This window comes from Endozoicomonas sp. ISHI1, assembly GCF_024606225.1.
Lineage (GTDB): Bacteria > Pseudomonadota > Gammaproteobacteria > Pseudomonadales > Endozoicomonadaceae > Endozoicomonas_A.
Map to the genome: position 1 here is coordinate 118,148 of NZ_JAGRPU010000009.1, position 15,911 is coordinate 134,058.

Annotated in this window: 12 protein-coding genes; 5 read left to right on the top strand and 7 right to left on the bottom strand. The window is 44.6% G+C overall.

The window, feature by feature from the left end:
- Positions 1-380: 380 nt before the first annotated feature.
- Entirely contained in the window at positions 381-980 is a 600-nt protein-coding gene (locus KBW69_RS08235; protein WP_257280571.1) for a hypothetical protein, read from the bottom strand.
- Positions 981-1,113: 133 nt separating this feature from the next.
- Positions 1,114-3,090 (bottom strand): hypothetical protein, encoded by a 1,977-nt coding sequence (locus KBW69_RS08240; RefSeq protein ID WP_257280572.1) that lies wholly within the window; start codon positions 3,088-3,090, stop codon positions 1,114-1,116.
- 587 nt (positions 3,091-3,677) lie between these two features.
- Here KBW69_RS08240 and KBW69_RS08245 point away from each other — a divergent pair.
- From KBW69_RS08245 to KBW69_RS08255, 3 genes are all read left to right on the top strand, one after another.
- Positions 3,678-5,372 (top strand): hypothetical protein, encoded by a 1,695-nt coding sequence (locus tag KBW69_RS08245; protein WP_257280573.1) that lies wholly within the window; start codon positions 3,678-3,680, stop codon positions 5,370-5,372.
- A gap of 482 nt (positions 5,373-5,854) precedes the next feature.
- Positions 5,855-6,724, top strand: coding sequence for a hypothetical protein (locus KBW69_RS08250; protein WP_257276300.1), 870 nt, complete (start codon positions 5,855-5,857; stop codon positions 6,722-6,724).
- Between the two features lie 542 nt (positions 6,725-7,266).
- Positions 7,267-7,884, top strand: a complete 618-nt coding sequence (locus KBW69_RS08255) for a hypothetical protein (RefSeq protein WP_257253796.1) — start codon at positions 7,267-7,269, stop codon at positions 7,882-7,884.
- Between the two features lie 67 nt (positions 7,885-7,951).
- On the opposite strand, the gene KBW69_RS08260 is transcribed toward KBW69_RS08255, so the two are convergent.
- The 5 genes from KBW69_RS08260 to KBW69_RS08280 all read right to left on the bottom strand — a co-directional run bounded on the left by KBW69_RS08260 (position 7,952) and on the right by KBW69_RS08280 (position 13,664).
- Complete coding sequence (locus tag KBW69_RS08260; RefSeq protein WP_257253797.1) at positions 7,952-9,079, bottom strand: ABC transporter permease; 1,128 nt, start codon at positions 9,077-9,079, stop codon at positions 7,952-7,954.
- Positions 9,079-10,008 (bottom strand): ABC transporter ATP-binding protein, encoded by a 930-nt coding sequence (locus KBW69_RS08265; protein ID WP_257253798.1) that lies wholly within the window; start codon positions 10,006-10,008, stop codon positions 9,079-9,081. Before KBW69_RS08265 ends, KBW69_RS08260 begins: the two co-directional genes overlap by 1 nt.
- Positions 10,005-10,973 (bottom strand): HlyD family secretion protein, encoded by a 969-nt coding sequence (locus tag KBW69_RS08270; protein WP_257253799.1) that lies wholly within the window; start codon positions 10,971-10,973, stop codon positions 10,005-10,007. Before KBW69_RS08270 ends, KBW69_RS08265 begins: the two co-directional genes overlap by 4 nt.
- 184 nt (positions 10,974-11,157) lie before the next feature.
- Positions 11,158-12,081, bottom strand: coding sequence for a Dyp-type peroxidase (locus KBW69_RS08275; protein ID WP_257253800.1), 924 nt, complete (start codon positions 12,079-12,081; stop codon positions 11,158-11,160).
- 101 nt (positions 12,082-12,182) lie between these two features.
- Positions 12,183-13,664 (bottom strand): MATE family efflux transporter, encoded by a 1,482-nt coding sequence (locus KBW69_RS08280; RefSeq protein WP_257280574.1) that lies wholly within the window; start codon positions 13,662-13,664, stop codon positions 12,183-12,185.
- Positions 13,665-13,766: 102 nt separating this feature from the next.
- On the opposite strand from KBW69_RS08280, the gene KBW69_RS08285 reads away from it, so the two are divergent.
- Together KBW69_RS08285 and KBW69_RS08290 are read left to right on the top strand one after the other, a co-directional pair.
- Positions 13,767-14,498, top strand: a complete 732-nt coding sequence (locus KBW69_RS08285; RefSeq protein WP_257280575.1) for an alpha/beta family hydrolase — start codon at positions 13,767-13,769, stop codon at positions 14,496-14,498.
- Positions 14,499-14,578: 80 nt separating this feature from the next.
- Positions 14,579-15,901 carry an MATE family efflux transporter gene (locus KBW69_RS08290; RefSeq protein ID WP_257280576.1) on the top strand — a complete coding sequence of 441 codons (1,323 nt, stop codon included), beginning with the start codon at positions 14,579-14,581 and terminating at the stop codon, positions 15,899-15,901.
- The last annotated feature ends 10 nt before the right edge of the window (positions 15,902-15,911 follow it).

Consider the following 15,911-nt stretch of genomic DNA (forward strand, 5'->3'; position numbering starts at 1 on the left):
GTCGTGCACACTTCTGGTTGTTATCCGGTCCTTATCGGTTGGCAGAGTTTTCTTATACTGCCAAACCCGTCGCAATCATACAGAAATATTGTTAGCCCTGCTAATGCTTTTTGGCTATGAGCGAGTGATATGTATTGAAATCTTTTGTGACAGCCTGTTTTGTATAGGAGATGTCAGGATTGCCATAGGATCAGGGCTGCATGAAGAGTGTGAGATAGATTTTTGCTGTCATTTTCTGCCATTGTCAGAGGATGTTCAGTTTTGTGTCATTGTCGGCAGAATCCGGAAGCACAAAAATTCATCGGAGGCTGAGATCAAAATTTATGTTCATGTCAAAGAGGCGATTACCTGCCTTGTTCGAGCCTGATTGATTCTGAAGCTTATTTGGGATATTTCAGGTAATCAAAAAAAAACTTCAGATTATTTGGAAGCAACGACAATAGATTTTCTAAATTAGGTTGATGCTCAATAAAAGTGACAAGTGAGTTAATAGCCAGTAAAGGTAAAGATGATAAAATACTATTGAGTTCGGAAATGCTATTGGGGGGTGTTGGTATCTTGTGTATTAACATCCGCTCCCAATAATAATAAATAGTCAAATGCAGCCACTTTTTCTCACCAATAGCATGGTTAAACTCCCAGTTATAGTCATGAGCAGGACTTGCTCCGTGACTGAGTAATGTAACAATTTGAGATATCGTTGAAGCATCAGCCAAGATGTGTGAGATCGTCAGGCTGTTGTAAGTTTCTTTAGATGTAAATGAATTTGGATTTGCACCATTATTTAGCAGAAAAATAAGCATTTCCAGTGATCCAAAGCAAAGTGCATCGGGCAATGCATCCTGATCATATTCAAGTTGATAACCTTGGCCCATTAATTCTTTTACTTTGTTAAAATTATTTTCCCTAATGGCTTCCGTAAAATCTCCTGCCAGAGAGCATGTCATGAAAAAAAACAGCGTGAAGTAAAGTGCTCTCATTTTATAACGTCTATTTACAATGCAGAGTATGGACTTTAGTAGAATTGTGACTCTTGGCAAATTAAAGTGACGGTGGTTTTGTATTTGCTATTGGTTGGAGAATCCCCCGTATCGGCCAAGCAACAATTGATCGTTATTGATTAGTGCAGCCTGCCAAAACTGATTGAGAATCATGGGGAGGGTGACTGTTTTCCAGAATGTTTATAGATAATTTACACAGCCCTTTTATAAGAGCCTGCAAGGGAAAACCATACATATGTGCAAGTCCAAAATTATATTTTCTACCATCAGCCGTTTTATGAGAAAGTGAATGATTATGGATTTCGTTTGAAGTTTTCATTATCTCTGGATCTGGTCTTTTATTCTGATTGATATGTAAGAAATAGTTCTGGTATTTGTGATCATGTCTAGAAATAAAAAAATCCTCTGTCATTTCATACGGCTGCATAGCTGACCAATAGACTATTTCTAATGAGGTTCTATGTAGCCATTTTTCGAACTCTGTATTATCCAACTCAAGAGCTTGCTGTAAGCTTATTGTATCGGTTGCATAATATCCCCGGATAAAATGCTCAAGAATATCTCCGATGAATCTTTGTACATCTTCGACAGCTTTAGGATTTTGGTAATGAAACTCATGGGATAAACGTTTTCCACGAGCATAAACAATAACAATGGCAACGATATTATCCATAAGCGCATTAAAAAAAGCTAACAGGTTTCCGACTTTTGGAAAAAATTTAACATTTAAAGCATTTTCAGGGGGCAGGCTGTGCAATGTAGTTTCAAATATTTGGCTGTCACCAAGATCTCTCAAACCGGACCAGGATAAATCTGAGCGCTCAGTGTCTTCTACCCAGTTACAAATTGATCCGGGAAAAGCTTCATTATTGCAAAAATGATAAGAACTCAGTTGCCCTAAAGTCATCCATTTTGACAGACCTGACCATGCAACACATAAATCTTTTGTATGCTGCGATTTAATAAGGCTATCGAATGACAGTCCATATCTTGCATACTTCCCGATATCAATAGCTGCTTTTTTTAACCCTTCTTCGGACCTGTAATGAGGGTTTTTGGAATTTGATGGGTCTAATTGGCATGCATAATTAACATAATCTTTTGAAGCTGAGAAACAATAACCGTGTATGTGACCTTCAAATATTTCGAGCTCATCTTCCAATCTTTTATTAATGATATCCGCAGAAATAGAAAATAAACCTTTACTTAAAGGTATTTCGCTGGCGAAATTCTGATCTGAAAATAAGTGGTGCAAACTATTGTGCATTTTAAGTTCACGGGTGAACTCATTCCATGATTCATCTTTTCGTTGAAATTTAAGGTATAGTGTTTGGTTGTCAGGAAGAGTGAGCTGGATGGATCTTCCGCCACAAACTTTCTGAACTATGGAGTTATCTGATAGCATTAATTCTATTTCAAGATCCTCATTGCTTGAACTCTCTTTTAGAATTTGTTTTTTTATTTCTTTTTCGATTTTGTGCCCCATTTCAATGTCTGGAGGTAAAAAATGACTGTTTCTGTAACAGGCAATGATGAGGTCAGAGAAAAATGGATTCCGTGATTTATAATCCAAGCTGGCTGTTGCGTATAAAAGTTCTTGTGTTGCACAGGGAGGCAGGGGAAGGTTGTTTTTTGCTAATTCAATAATTTCATCCAGAAAACCAGCTGGGAATAAATGCTTGTCTTTTTTTGCTGCTTCATACAATCCAAAACGTCTGTCTAAGTGCGAATAATGAACGATATCTTCAATTTTACATCTCAATGCTTGTAACTTGGCAATTTTTTTAAACAAATTCTCTATTTTGTGTGTTGTACTGAATTCTTTTTGGAGTGTTTCCTGTTTTTTTCTACTAAAAAACCTGTTACCCAGTTTTATTATCAGATAGAGCCAGTCATCACCACTAAAATGTTCGGTATTGCCATCCAGATAATCTTTCATTAATGATATTTGGTGTTTTTCGCCAGCAGAGAAATAGCCTTCTGGTTTTTCTAACGTTTTGATTTTTATTGTTTTTCTGTGATAAAGACACTTTTGTTCAACTAGAAGAGAGCCATTTGTGGGCAATGGCTCTGTTTTTTTCGAGCTCACAGCTTCCTGACAGGTAGTATCTGCCCTTATAGGTTGTGGCTGAGGCTGTGAGTGGATTGATGATAAATGCATGGAAATAATGTTTTAAAAATACGATTTCATTCTTAGTCCATATTTTTCTGAAAAGGTTCAAAACTTTGTGCAGATTGTTGAATAAGGTGTATCACGTCGGCAAGCGAGCAAAGTGATGATACTGATCTGGATGGCGTTCCAATGCACAAGCGATATGTTTGAGTGACTTTTCTGAGCCTTCGAAAGATAACGCCACCATGAAGGTACAATCTGGATTTTTTGTTTTAATCCAGACACAGACTGTCTCTGGCACCCTTCAGGATGCATGCTCAAGCCTTGCCGTTATTGCAGAAGAGTTCTCGCTGGTACTGAAAGATCCGCCCTTCCGTTGCATAACAACCTGAGTGAAAGCCTGATTCGGGAATATGTCAGCGATGAAATGGGATTATCTGACAGATAGTTTAACAGGCGGTGAGCGCTTACCAAGGTAAAAAACTTGATTGCAAAGGCCTACGGTAGTCTAACATGTAGGCTTTGCACCAGTTTCTGAGACAATAACAATGCAGGAGTTTTGAATGTTTAGGCAATTATTTTTTTGGCTATTAGTATTCTATCTGCAAGACGTAAGAGCAGTTCAGGATTTACGGCTTTTTTTCGTTGTTGCGCCTTCTAACTTGAAATTTATGGTGGATGGCTGTTATGGATTTAATTCAGAGTTCAGCTACTTTATAAAAGATTTTAACGATGAATTTAAAGAGGGTCGTAAAGAAGTAGTAGTATTTGTTAAGCATTTAAAAAAAACGTTTTCTTGTTTTGTTATTCCTTCCCGCGAATTAGGTTTTATTGCTGAGGGTTCTGGTGATTATAATTTTTCACTGCATAATTTTCATTCTGAACCTGATGAACGACGCTTTACTCGATATATTATTGCCAGATCTTTGTGGTATCACCTTTTTTATACATCGTATTTGGAGCAAAAAGAAAATGAATTTAAGTTCGCTGAATCATTATTTAATAAAAATTCTGATTTGGAGGTTGTGCTGTTATTTAAGTGTTTTGGTGACAATGAATATAAGGAACATTGTAAAAGCTATTTATCAGATGCCCTTGAGGGATTTGGATGGAACCTTGAAACTAAAGTTAGAAGCAAAGAAAGTTGTATGTATATTAGAATTATTATTGCTCTTGGAAATGAGAGTTATAATAATCTCCAGTCCTTTCAGCTAGATTCCAATGTACGCTTGGATATTGAAAAGTCGGGTATACGAAGGCAAGGAGAGAAAAATAAAAGCTCTATGATTTTTTTTCCATCAACAGTATTCCAGAAAAACCCCTGTGAATCACTGGCTGCCAGCGACATACAGAATCAGGAAGACTACTGCGCTTTCGGAATGATTGGCTCAAATAATGCGTGTGTGTGGACATTTCCCAGAACCTACAGCCAGATGGAAAGCTTTGTTGAAGAGAGTGCCTGTGTCAGTACTGGTGCTACTGCTAAAAATGTCTATGAAGTGTGCAGAAAATTTACTAATACTTCGGCAGAAGCCTTGAATGGCGCCAAAGCCTTATGTGTTGTTCTGACGGGAATTTCCATTAGTTTCAAAAGAGAAAAGTCAGATGCTTACAACAGTCTGAAAAATACGAGTGAATATTTAAAAGAGCTTGGATTAGAGGTTCATAATATGCCAACGGATGGTTACTGTGGCTGGCATGCTATTTTGAGTTGGATCAGAAGTAATAGGTATGAGCTTTTGTCTGAAATGACTGAAAATTCAGATGATTTAACAGCGCAGAGAGTATTTGAATATTTTTCTGCCAGGGCTCAGGAAATGGTCGAGGAAGGTGATGAACGTGAGTTTATAGTATCAATGGCTAATGAAATGAATGGATCTAATCCCGATAGAATGTGGCTTGAAGATAATCATATTCGTTTCCTGATTGCCCCGTTTATCAACCAAAACATTTTAATGCTTGATATAGCTTCTAGTGATCCCACTCCGGGATGTCCTTTTCAGATTAGCTTGATAAGAGCAGATGGTGTTGATGTTATTTTTCAGAATCAAGATGAAGTTGTTAATGCGTTGCATGAAAATCGCCATTGTATGATGTTACTTCATGCTCATAATCATTGGTTGTTGATAATGCCTGATCGTCAATTGGCTACAAATCAAGCTACTCGTGGGAATGCAACTTCACAAGATATACCGAGAGAATGGTTGGAAATTGACTGGAGTACTGTCGTTGTTCCACATCTTCTTCTGAATAAGTAGCTCACTAAATGAAAGCCTGTTGTGATGCCCAGGTTCTCAGTTTTGAGCCAGTCATCATCACTGAAATGTTGGGCTCCTCTTGCGATCACAATTTTACCGCTCAGCTACTGAGGTCGTTCATTGCAGGGCTAAATGAGAATGATTATGCTGGTGCGTAAGCCCTGGTTGCCAGCCTCTGGTGCATGGCTTCTTCGATGGTATCACTGCACTTACCCGCAAGGCACACGCCGACCTCAGAAAAATCGGGATCGTAATCAACTCCGCACCATTACGACTTTGAACCAGTGTTCAGGAACTTTTTTTTATTTTGTTGCGTCTAAGTTAGTACAGGATGCAGATGCTCATTTATTTGGGCAGAAATGTTCATTTTGAGCGGGAGCTCGCTGATTTTTCCGGGCTGCAATGCATCAAGTTCAAAAAGCGCCTGCAAATTCTGGGCAGTTACCACGGAATAACCCAATAACCAGATAAAGGAGTATCTTATGAATAATCTTAACTCTTATGGAACTAATGGATTTACTGTGAGGACTCACCAGCAGCCAATGAAGTCAGGTAGGCAGAGTGTCGTCACGGAATGTTTTAATTACGATAAAGCCGATCGCTTTGTAAAAATCTCTGATACTAAATCGGAATTTTCTAAATACTGTTATAACGGCCCTACCTTAATCGATACCTCTCAGTATAGAGGTGGCAATGCGACTAGAGCATTGTCTTCGTATTCTATTAAGGCTTCTGATGATAGTTCTGAAAACAATGATAATAAAATCTTACAATTGGATATAGATGATAGTGAATGGGTTGGGATCAATGAGAATGTTCAAGCAATAAGGCTTAGTGGTTGCGTATTCCTCATTCATGTTCCTTATAATGCTAAATCCTATTATGCCTGGCATCTTAACTCGCTGCACAGGAAAATTTTATCAGACAAAACAACAGCAGCCGTCTGCATGTCTGGGGATACTACTGAAGTTAAAGCAGCTTACCGCGAAGCCAGGTCCTGGAGAGAGATGCTGAGTCAATATCCCGGGACGAGCTATTTATGTGCCACTGACGACATTGAAGATGAGTTCAGGAGTGTTTTTCGTGTAAGTCCGGCTAATATCACCAAAACCGGAGGAGTGGAGGTTGACATCACATTTGATATTGCTACCCGAAGCTTTCAGGTGATAAATCCTCTTGAAGTTGAAGCCGCTGTCAGTGAGCTTGAATCCCGAAAAGAAATGCTGCAAGAACATCCAGGGACCAGCTATTTATATGGCCCTAAAGACGTTGGAGATCTGGCAGGGAGTCCTTCTGATATTGATGCGGCTGAACCAAAACCGCAGGACAGGGTCAACTCAGCCACGCAATAGATGGCATTGTTTGGGCCGCTCTTTATGAACGCTCACATCACTTTAGGCTCCCCGCCCTCTGGATACTTTGGTGATGATGAGCACTGCCCTGCCTTGGCTCCTGCCCTTCAAAAAACCGCTGCACCAGACTGACCGAAGAAATATTGTAGGGCTAAATAAGAATGATAATGCTGGTGCGTAAGCCTTGGGCGGATCTGTCCCAATGGGATTGGTCTGCAAGTTGGTTGATGACAAATGCGAGTAAATCATTCTTTATAATTTCAATTCATTACATTATTGGTTCATATTTTTCCTGAAAAGTTCAGGATTTTCATAAAAATGATGGAGGCATTATTTTTCTGAGGAAATGACTATCCTAAATCACTGCTTTGCGGTTAAAAAACTGAAAGAAAAAAGGTGCTCCCTGTTGGTTTACAGTAAAATAGAGGTTGGTAAAAAAGCTATTTAAGTCAGCTGAAAAATAGGCATGAGCCGTAGTTTTTATTTGCTCCTGGTCATAATCGTACTAAATTTCAAACTCTATATTCGAAAGAAGCTATACGATGAGATTGTTTTTTTTTATGCTCATTTTTTCCACGCAATTTTCTTTGGCAGGAGGGTTTACTGAGGCTATTTTTGAGAATGATTTTAAAGCAGTTAAAGAGCTGATCGATCAGGGTTATCATCTGGCAAAAGATGCAGATGCAGTTCCCACTGCAATCAGCACCGGATCATTAGAGATGCTGCTTTTTCTGCTCAAACATGGTGCTGACCCAAATACCTTTACTCGTACCTACCGATATAATGGCCTGAACATAAGACATGTTTTAGGCGACACTTCAAGTATAGGTCAGATTGTTGCATTATTAAGTTATGGCGCAGTCGCTCATGATGGCCCAAATGGTCATAAGTGGGATTATAATATGGCAATAGTTGATAAGAGGTGGCTGCATGTAGCTGTTTATTATTATTGGGAGCGGATGTTAATGCACAATATACCAACACCCCCCAATAGCATTTCCGAACTCAATACCATTATAATGTCTCTGCCCTTACTTACTATTAAGGCTCTTGCTGTTTTTACTGAACATCAATTTAATTTAGAAGATATACTGACGTTGTTGCCAAATTATCTAAAGTCGTTTTTTAGAGTCTTTCTCAATTTTCATGAAGAAGACTGATAATAGGGTAGATCATGCAAGGCAATCAATAGCACTGTCGTATTTTTAATGGTCGCATAAACCCCATCTAATCAAGGCTCTTTTTAAATCGTTTTGCCGCGACCACTAAGCCACCGATAGTAAAAGCGCCCAGATAAACAGCATCCGTCGTCATGCCCTGTAACTCTGCTCCTCTTAAAATAATCCCCCTCATCAACCGCATATAGTGGGTTGCAGGCAAGAGTTCAGACAGCCATTGAGCCGCTATTGGCATGCCTTCAAAAGGAAACATAAATCCTGACAGTAGAATCGAAGGCAGCAGAATGAAAATGGTCATTTGTGAGGCCTGCAACTGTGTTTCTGCAATGGTCGAGATAATCAGCCCAAGGGTCAGGCTTGCAGAAATAAACAGCATGGTAGCCAGTAGCATCTGGATAATACTGCCGACAAAGGGCACATCAAAAATCAGGTGGCCCAGTGACATAATGATGCCGGTCTGAATAAACCCTACAAAAATATAGGGAATGATCTTTCCGATCATTAGCTCAATAGGGTGAACCGGTGTCGCGATCAGCAGTTCCAGATTGCCCCTCTCTCGTTCACGCACCAGTGCGGCAGATGTGAACATAATCATCGTCATGGTCAAAATAACGCCAACCAGACCCGGAACAATATTGACAACGGATCGTTGCTCCGGGTTGTAGTAAAGAACGATTTTAAAAAGCGCGCCCGAAGACTCAGGCTGAATCCCGGCAGTGGCACGGAAAGGCATCGTCTGGAGCTTTAAAATGGCCGAGCTGATCATAGGGTCTGAGCCGTCAATAAGCCACTGCGCGCCGGTTCTGCCATCGTTTAAGCGCTGGATGAAGTCGGATGGAATAATCAGGGCAGCTCTTACTTTTCCACTCTTGAGTGCTTCTTCTGCTCCCTGTGGACGTGCATCCTGACGAACTATTCTGATCACCTGAGTAGCCTCCAGTGCATCCATCAGAGCGCGGCTGAAGTAAGTGCGGCTGTTATCCACAGCAGTGACCGGTATCTCTCTGACATCGGTATTGATCGCGAAGCCAAACAGCAGCAATTCAATGAGAGGAATAATGACGATCATGGCAAAGGTGGCGCGATCACGGGACAGTTGTCGTAATTCTTTCATTAGAATCGAGGCAATTCTTTGAAGGCTATTGGTCATGCCCGACAGAGTTGAAAGCTTTTCCATTACTGCCGCCGCTGTTGGGTACAATGAACAAATACATCCTCAAGACTGGGGCGCACCCTTTCAATGGTTCTGTCTTTCATTTCTTCTGGCCACTGGCTTCGCAACCAGACTTCAGGCTCACTGATTGTATTGGTTATCAGAACCCGCAGGCGGGCTCCCTGCTGGGCCGAGGATAAAATTTCAGGTCGGGCTGTCAGGGCTTCCCTGACCAGCCGAAGTTCGGTGCCGTCTACTTCCAAAACCCTGGCTTGCATATCGGCCATGAGCTGCTTGGGGGAACCTTCGGCTTGCTTAATACCTCCCTCCAGAATGGCCAGACTATGGCAACGCTCGGCTTCATCCATGTAGTGAGTGGACACCAGAATAGTGACTCCCTGATCACAGAGGTCAAAAAGAGTTTCCCAGAAATCACGTCGGTTCTGAGGGTCTACCGCTGAGGTTGGTTCGTCCAGTAGCAATAATTCGGGTTTATGTAATGTTGCTGCTGCCAGGGCGAGCCGCTGGCGCTGCCCGCCACTGAGGCTGCCTGTCATACGCTTGCGGCGCTGGTCCAGACCATAGGTAGTGAGTTGGCTGTCAATGCGTTTATTGACCTCTCTGCCCGGCAGATTGAAAATTTGTGCCATGAACTTCAGGTTTTCTTCGACGGAGAGATCGTCGTACAAAGAGAATTTCTGGGTCATATAGCCCAGTCGCTGTCGAAGTGCTTCCGACTCTTTGGGTATTTCCAGCCCCAGAACACGAACGTCACCCTGACTGGGTGTCAGCAAACCGGTTAACATTCTGAGCGTAGTCGACTTGCCACTGCCATTGGGCCCCAGGAAACCAAAAATGGTCTTTTCTTCGATGTTCAGGTTCAGATGATCTACGGCCATGAAATCACCAAAACAGCGGGTCAGCCCTTTGGCTGAGATGGCCTGTCGGCTCACAGGGGCAGGTCCACTTGCACAGGCAGTCCTGATGGCAAATCAGAAGCGGTTTCCGGAAGCTGTACTTCGGCCATGTAAACCAGTCGGGAGCGTTCTTTTTCATTGAGGGCATAATGGGGAGTGAAGGCCGGGTCCAGAGAAACCCAGCGTATTTGACCAAGAAAAGATTTTTTGACGCCATCAATATGTACCGTCACGTGGTCGCCCACGTGAACAGCGGCCCTGCGGGGCTCTGGAACGTAAATGCGTGCATAGGGTGCTTCATGCAACAGCAGGATGGCCAGAGTGCTGCCTGCTGAAACTCTCTCTCCCAAGTGTCTGGGCAGACTATCCAGCCAGCTGTCTCTTGTGGCATAAATGGATAGATCCTCCAGCTTTCTCTGTTCCAGAAACTGATTGGCCAGAGCCTTTTTCATGGAAGCCTCTGCCTGTTCTATGACTTCAGGGCGATTGCCATTGAGCAAACTCTGGAGTTTTTCTCTGGCATTTACTTTTTCTGCCATGAGAGCATCACGATCAGCTCTCGCCTGATCCAGTCTGGATTGGCTGATCAGTTTGCGCTTTAACAGTGTTTCGTTTCTCTGGAACGTTTTATTGGCATCCACCAGCCGGGCTTCTATTTGCCCGACACTGGCTCTTGCTGCTGCTATGTCTTCCATTCTGGCGCCGTTGACTATTTCACTCAGATAAGCTCGTGCCCGTTCTGTTTCGGCCAGGGCCGCAGCAACGGCTGCCTGTTGCTTGCGATCATCCAGCTTCAGGATCACTTGACCGGTTCTTACCGGGTTGCCCTCATGGATGAGTATCTCTGTAATCAACTCCGAAGCGGTCGCTGTCAGAGTGACTCTGTCACGCTCAAGGGTTCCCAGTGCCTGATGGTTGTCGGAAGAGAAACAGCCGGAAAGCAAAAGTGACAGAACGGTAGTGCCAATTAAAGTCAGATGACTTTTTATCAATCTGCTCATAGAGTGAAAGCGTTTACTGTGACGATGAACATCCATCAAATGTAGTCACAAAATGAGAAGACGACCTATTACTGTCTGCGCCACCATGAAATGGAACTGAGGTTGGTAAGCAGGGAAGACAGCGAGTACCGAATCGCCTGGGAAGCGGGGGAACATCGGTACTCTGATTACAGTTAGAAGTCGATCAGGTAGCTGAAGTCAGGAACTCAACAGAGGGCGCGAAGAATGCACAGCCAGTGGTGGCCTGTGAATAATCCATCAAGTGGTCATAGTGACCATGCCTGTCGGCCTTGACCATGGACTCCATCATTTTGTCAAAATGGGTCGGAGTGCGACAGTAGGAGACAAAGTAAAGTCCGCCTTCACTGGCATTGCCATAGGGCATACTGTGACGCAGGATTTCCATACTTTTGCCTCCACTGTCCTTGACGTTGGAACGCTTTACGTGAGCCGTTGGCGCTTTTTCTTCGCCACTGAATTCAATGTCGTCCTCCTTGGTGCGGCCGATCACTTTTTCCTGCTCAGTGACCGCCAGTTTGTCCCACTTTTTGAATGAGTGAACCCACTTCTGGGTATGGATATAGCAGCCTCCGGCAAACGATTGATCTTCATCACCCACCAGAGTGACGCTGGCCCTGTTATCTCCCTGTGGATTTTCGGTGCCGTCTACAAATCCGGTCAGGTCGCGACCGTCCAGGTAACGGAAACCTGTCTCATCTTCCTGAATGTCAACGGCTTGTCCAAAATGATCCATAGCTCTGTGCAACAGGATAAAATTGATATCCCGACGATTGGAACGGATATGGAGCAGCAGATCACCGGGAGTGGCAGGTGCAGTCCGGTCACCTTCTGTCACGGCTTTGAAGGGAGCGAGAAGCCTTGGCTTAGCGGCTTTGTACAAAGCGTCCCAGGCCTGACTGCCGATACTGATCGTGGAGGTCAGCCTGGCATCGGGGTACTGTTCGCTGAGATCCCGTGTCAGCTGTGGTATCAGCGCACAGGTCTTTTTAATCTGTGTGAGGCTGTCTGGATCTTGCCTGATAGTTAAAACCAGAAAGCAGGCATCGGTATTGGCTTCTGGAGTAATTCCTGATTGTGGTGTGCTCATTTCCAACTCTGACGTCAGTTTTCGAAACAATGGCAACCTGTCTGTTCGCTGTCTGGTGCCATTGCATAGCATGAAGGGGTTTAGGTTCCGGATCAATACACTTATCTGGCTTTATCGGATAGGTTACCGGCCTCTTCGCACTCACCTTCTTCAGCCATTTGTGCCAGTTGTGAACATTCTGATGACATCGGCTGGAAAGGACAAGCTGTGGTTTCCTCCTGACGGGTCATAAGGCTGGCAATCGTGTCCTGTCGGGTAATCTTGCATTCAATGGCGTCAATAGTTCGAAAGCTCAGCCAAATGGCTATGGCTGAGAACAGGACTCCTCCGGCTGCCTGACCCACCAGTACGCCATAGGGCCCCATATATGCAGAGGCGACCCAGATGAAAGGAACGGTACCCAGTGTCGCCCGACCCCAATTTAAGAGGGTTGAGTATCCGGGTTTGCCCAGATTGTTAAAGGCAGCATTGGCGACGAACAGAGTACCTGTGAACAAAAAGCTAATGGCAATCCAGTCGCAGAAAAACGACACCAGGCTGGCCGCTTCCCCCGTGGCTCTGAACACTTGAATGAGAATGTCCTGCAAGAAAAACAGTATGGCTGAAATGACAATGACATAATGCACAGTGAAGAGGATAGCATTTCGAAGCGACTCCCTGACCCGGCCCATCCGTCTCGCCCCAAAATTCTGGCCTATTATAGGTCCTACTGCTCCGGACAGGGCAAAAATGACACCGAAGGCGACAGGTATCAGTCGGTTAATGATTGAGTAGCCTGCTACGTAACTATTGCCGTACTGCGACATATAGCGAACCATCCAGGCGCCACTGAAAGGCATGGCCAGATTGGTGGCAATGGCAGGGAGGGTGATTGCCAGAATGTTTCTCAGATCCTTGCCAAAGTGGGAAAGACGGAAGGGGGAGTAGAGTTTATGTTTATAGAAAATGCCGTAAAAGGAAATAGCAAACATTGTGGCACGAGCCATCACTGAAGCAATGGCAGCACCCTCTATATTCAATTCCAGAAGAAAGATCAGTATAGGGTCCATTATGGCATTCACAGCTCCGGCTGAGAGTGACGATGTCATTGATAGCCTGGCATCTCCTACGGCTCTGAGCCCGGCACCGAGGGTCATGGACAGGCTGACCAGAGGCATGGAGGGAATCACGATATGCAGGTAACTGTCGGCCAGTTCATGAACTCGCCCGGTGGCTCCCAGCAAAGTGACCAGTTCAGGGATCAGAAGCCAGAAAACGATGGCCAGCGTGATACTGACTAACAGCACCAGGAAACAGATGTTTACTTGATATTGACACGCTTTTTCCCGGTTGTGGCTACCAATGGATCTGGAGACCAGGGCCCCGGCGGCAATGGATAAGCCAATACCCAGGGCCGAAGTGATAAACAGGATGGTGCCGGCATAACCAATAGCTGCAGCCAGAAACTTTTCACCGAGCAGACTGAGAAAGAAGAGGTCGAGCAGGTCGACAAAAAACAGCGTTGTGATGCCTGCTGCATTGCTGAGGCTCATGACAATGACGTGCTTCATTGTTGAACCCTGAGTAAAGCGGGCATGGGTCATGACAGGCTTCCGTTTCGACACCGTATGAAGTGTTCCGGTCAGTTGGATATAAAACGACCAAAGTCGTTAACATATAAGATAGAAAGAGTCGTGCTTTGATCAATGAACAGGACATTGCGCTTCGACCAGCTTAGTTCAGATCGCAGCGACGGGTCGGGTAAATGGCGTTACAATCAAACGCTTTATTTCCTCTGGACTGTTTATCTTATGGATCTTATCTGGAACCGGGCTGAAACCGGGTCTCCATTACTGATTCTGGCCCATGGTGCCGGTGCGGCTATGGACAGCGATTTCATGAATCAAATGGCCGTCTTGATGATGGCTGAAGGTATCAGTGTCGTGCGCTTTGAATTCCCTTATATGCGGGAGCGAAGGAAAACCGGTAAAAAAAGACCACCGGACAGGCAACCAAAATTATTGCACTGCTGGCAGGACGTGATTGAATATATCCAAAAGGATTATAACGGCCCTCTTTTCATTGGCGGTAAATCCATGGGCGGACGCATGGCCAGCCTGCTGGTGTCTGAGGTGTCTGGTCTTTCATTGAGAGGTGTCGTATGCCTGGGGTACCCATTCCATGCACCAGGTAAACAGGACAAACCCAGAACGGAGCATCTTGTTGATTTCCCATTACCCATGCTGGTGGTGCAGGGTAGTAGGGATGTCATGGGGGATTATAGCACCGTGCGGGGTTACGGCCTGTCAAAGAATATTGAGCTTCATTGGCTGGCCGACGGCAATCATGATCTGAAACCCCGGGTAAAATCGGGTTTTACTCATGAGCAACATCTGTTAGAAGCCGCACAAAAGATCTCAGCCTTCATAAAGTCATAAAGTAAAGTTTACGTATATTGATCTGAACTAAAGCCTCATAAAATGGTCTGAATTTTGTCAGGCAATTGTGAGGACTGACGTTGAAATCGACTGCAGCATTGTATCGGCAGGTCTGGATGTTTGCCTGGCCTGCCATTCTTGCCAATATTTCGGTCCCTCTCCTGGGACTGGTTGATTCAGGGGTGCTGGGGCATCTCTCCAGTGATATTTATCTGGCCGGTGTCGCCATCGGCAGCACATTGTTTTCACTGTTGTTCTGGGCTTTTGGTTTCCTTAGAATGGGAACCACCGGTTTGGTGGCCCAGGCGCTGGGTCAGGATGATCATCAGAAAACCCGGCAATGGCTGGCCCAGTCGATCCTGCTAGCTCTGGTGATCGGCTTTTTGCTGATTCTTTTACATCGTCCCCTCCTGGCTATTGCCCTGCCTTTATTTAATGCGGCCCCTGAAGTGGCTGAACAGGCCAGGATCTATTTCTCCACTCGAATATTTTCAGCTCCTGCGGTTTTGATTAACTTTACGATAGTTGGTTGGCTGATTGGAATGCACCGCCCTAAAGGGCCATTGTTTATTCTCGTGCTGGCCAATGTGGTTAATATTATTCTGGATCTGTTTTTTGTTCTGGACCTGGGAATGGCTACCCAGGGTGCAGCATTGGCAACAGTGATCGCCGACTATACCAGTCTTGTACTGGGGGTCTCGATGGTCAGTCAAACCTTGAGAGGTAAGTCTGGAACTTTTGTCCGTTCAATGATTCTGAGCCTGGGCTCTATGCGTCGCCTGCTGTTACTGAATCGACACTTGTTTGTTCGCACGCTCTGTCTGCTTGGAACTCAGGCTTTCTTTACGGCACAGGGAGCCCAGAGTGGCAGTCATATCCTGGCGGCCAATGCTTTGTTACTTAATATGTTGCTGCTGATTTCCAATGGACTGGATGGCTTTGCCCATGCTGCCGAAGCACTGACGGGTGAAGCTTTGGGGCAGCGAAAAGAAGATCGCTTTAAACAGATTGTCAGGGTAACAGGTTACTGCTCGCTCATTTGTGCCGTGTTATTTTTTTTCACCTTCTCGCTGGTGGGGCAGGGTATCATTGGTCTGTTGACGAATATCCCTGCCGTCGCTGAAACGGCAAACACTTATCTGCCCTGGCTGGCCGCCATGCCGTTGTTTGCCGTTTGGTGCTACTGGCTGGATGGTGTGTTTATTGGCGCCGTGCGAACGGATATGATGCAACACACCATGTTGGTGGCGACGTTAATGGTCTTTCTGCCAGTCTGGTATGTCACCCGTAATATGGGTAATCACGGCTTGTGGTTGGCCTACAGTGCCTTTATGCTGGCCCGCAGTGCAGGACTGGCTATTGTTTATCGATCCCTGAGTCGGTCCGGTTCCTGGGTCGGATAACAGGAGTGAA

Excerpts from the sequence above, each read along its gene's own strand:
- KBW69_RS08280 (WP_257280574.1), bottom strand. The coding sequence starts at position 13,664 with ATGACCCATGCCCGCTTTACTCAGGGTTCAACAATGAAGCACGTCATT.
- KBW69_RS08245 (WP_257280573.1), top strand. The coding sequence starts at position 3,678 with ATGTTTAGGCAATTATTTTTTTGGCTATTAGTATTCTATCTGCAAGAC.
- KBW69_RS08255 (WP_257253796.1), top strand. The coding sequence starts at position 7,267 with ATGAGATTGTTTTTTTTTATGCTCATTTTTTCCACGCAATTTTCTTTG.
- KBW69_RS08275 (WP_257253800.1), bottom strand. The coding sequence starts at position 12,081 with ATGAGCACACCACAATCAGGAATTACTCCAGAAGCCAATACCGATGCC.
- KBW69_RS08250 (WP_257276300.1), top strand. The coding sequence starts at position 5,855 with ATGAATAATCTTAACTCTTATGGAACTAATGGATTTACTGTGAGGACT.
- KBW69_RS08285 (WP_257280575.1), top strand. The coding sequence starts at position 13,767 with ATGAACAGGACATTGCGCTTCGACCAGCTTAGTTCAGATCGCAGCGAC.
- KBW69_RS08270 (WP_257253799.1), bottom strand. The coding sequence starts at position 10,973 with ATGAGCAGATTGATAAAAAGTCATCTGACTTTAATTGGCACTACCGTT.
- KBW69_RS08260 (WP_257253797.1), bottom strand. The coding sequence starts at position 9,079 with ATGGAAAAGCTTTCAACTCTGTCGGGCATGACCAATAGCCTTCAAAGA.
- KBW69_RS08235 (WP_257280571.1), bottom strand. The coding sequence starts at position 980 with ATGAGAGCACTTTACTTCACGCTGTTTTTTTTCATGACATGCTCTCTG.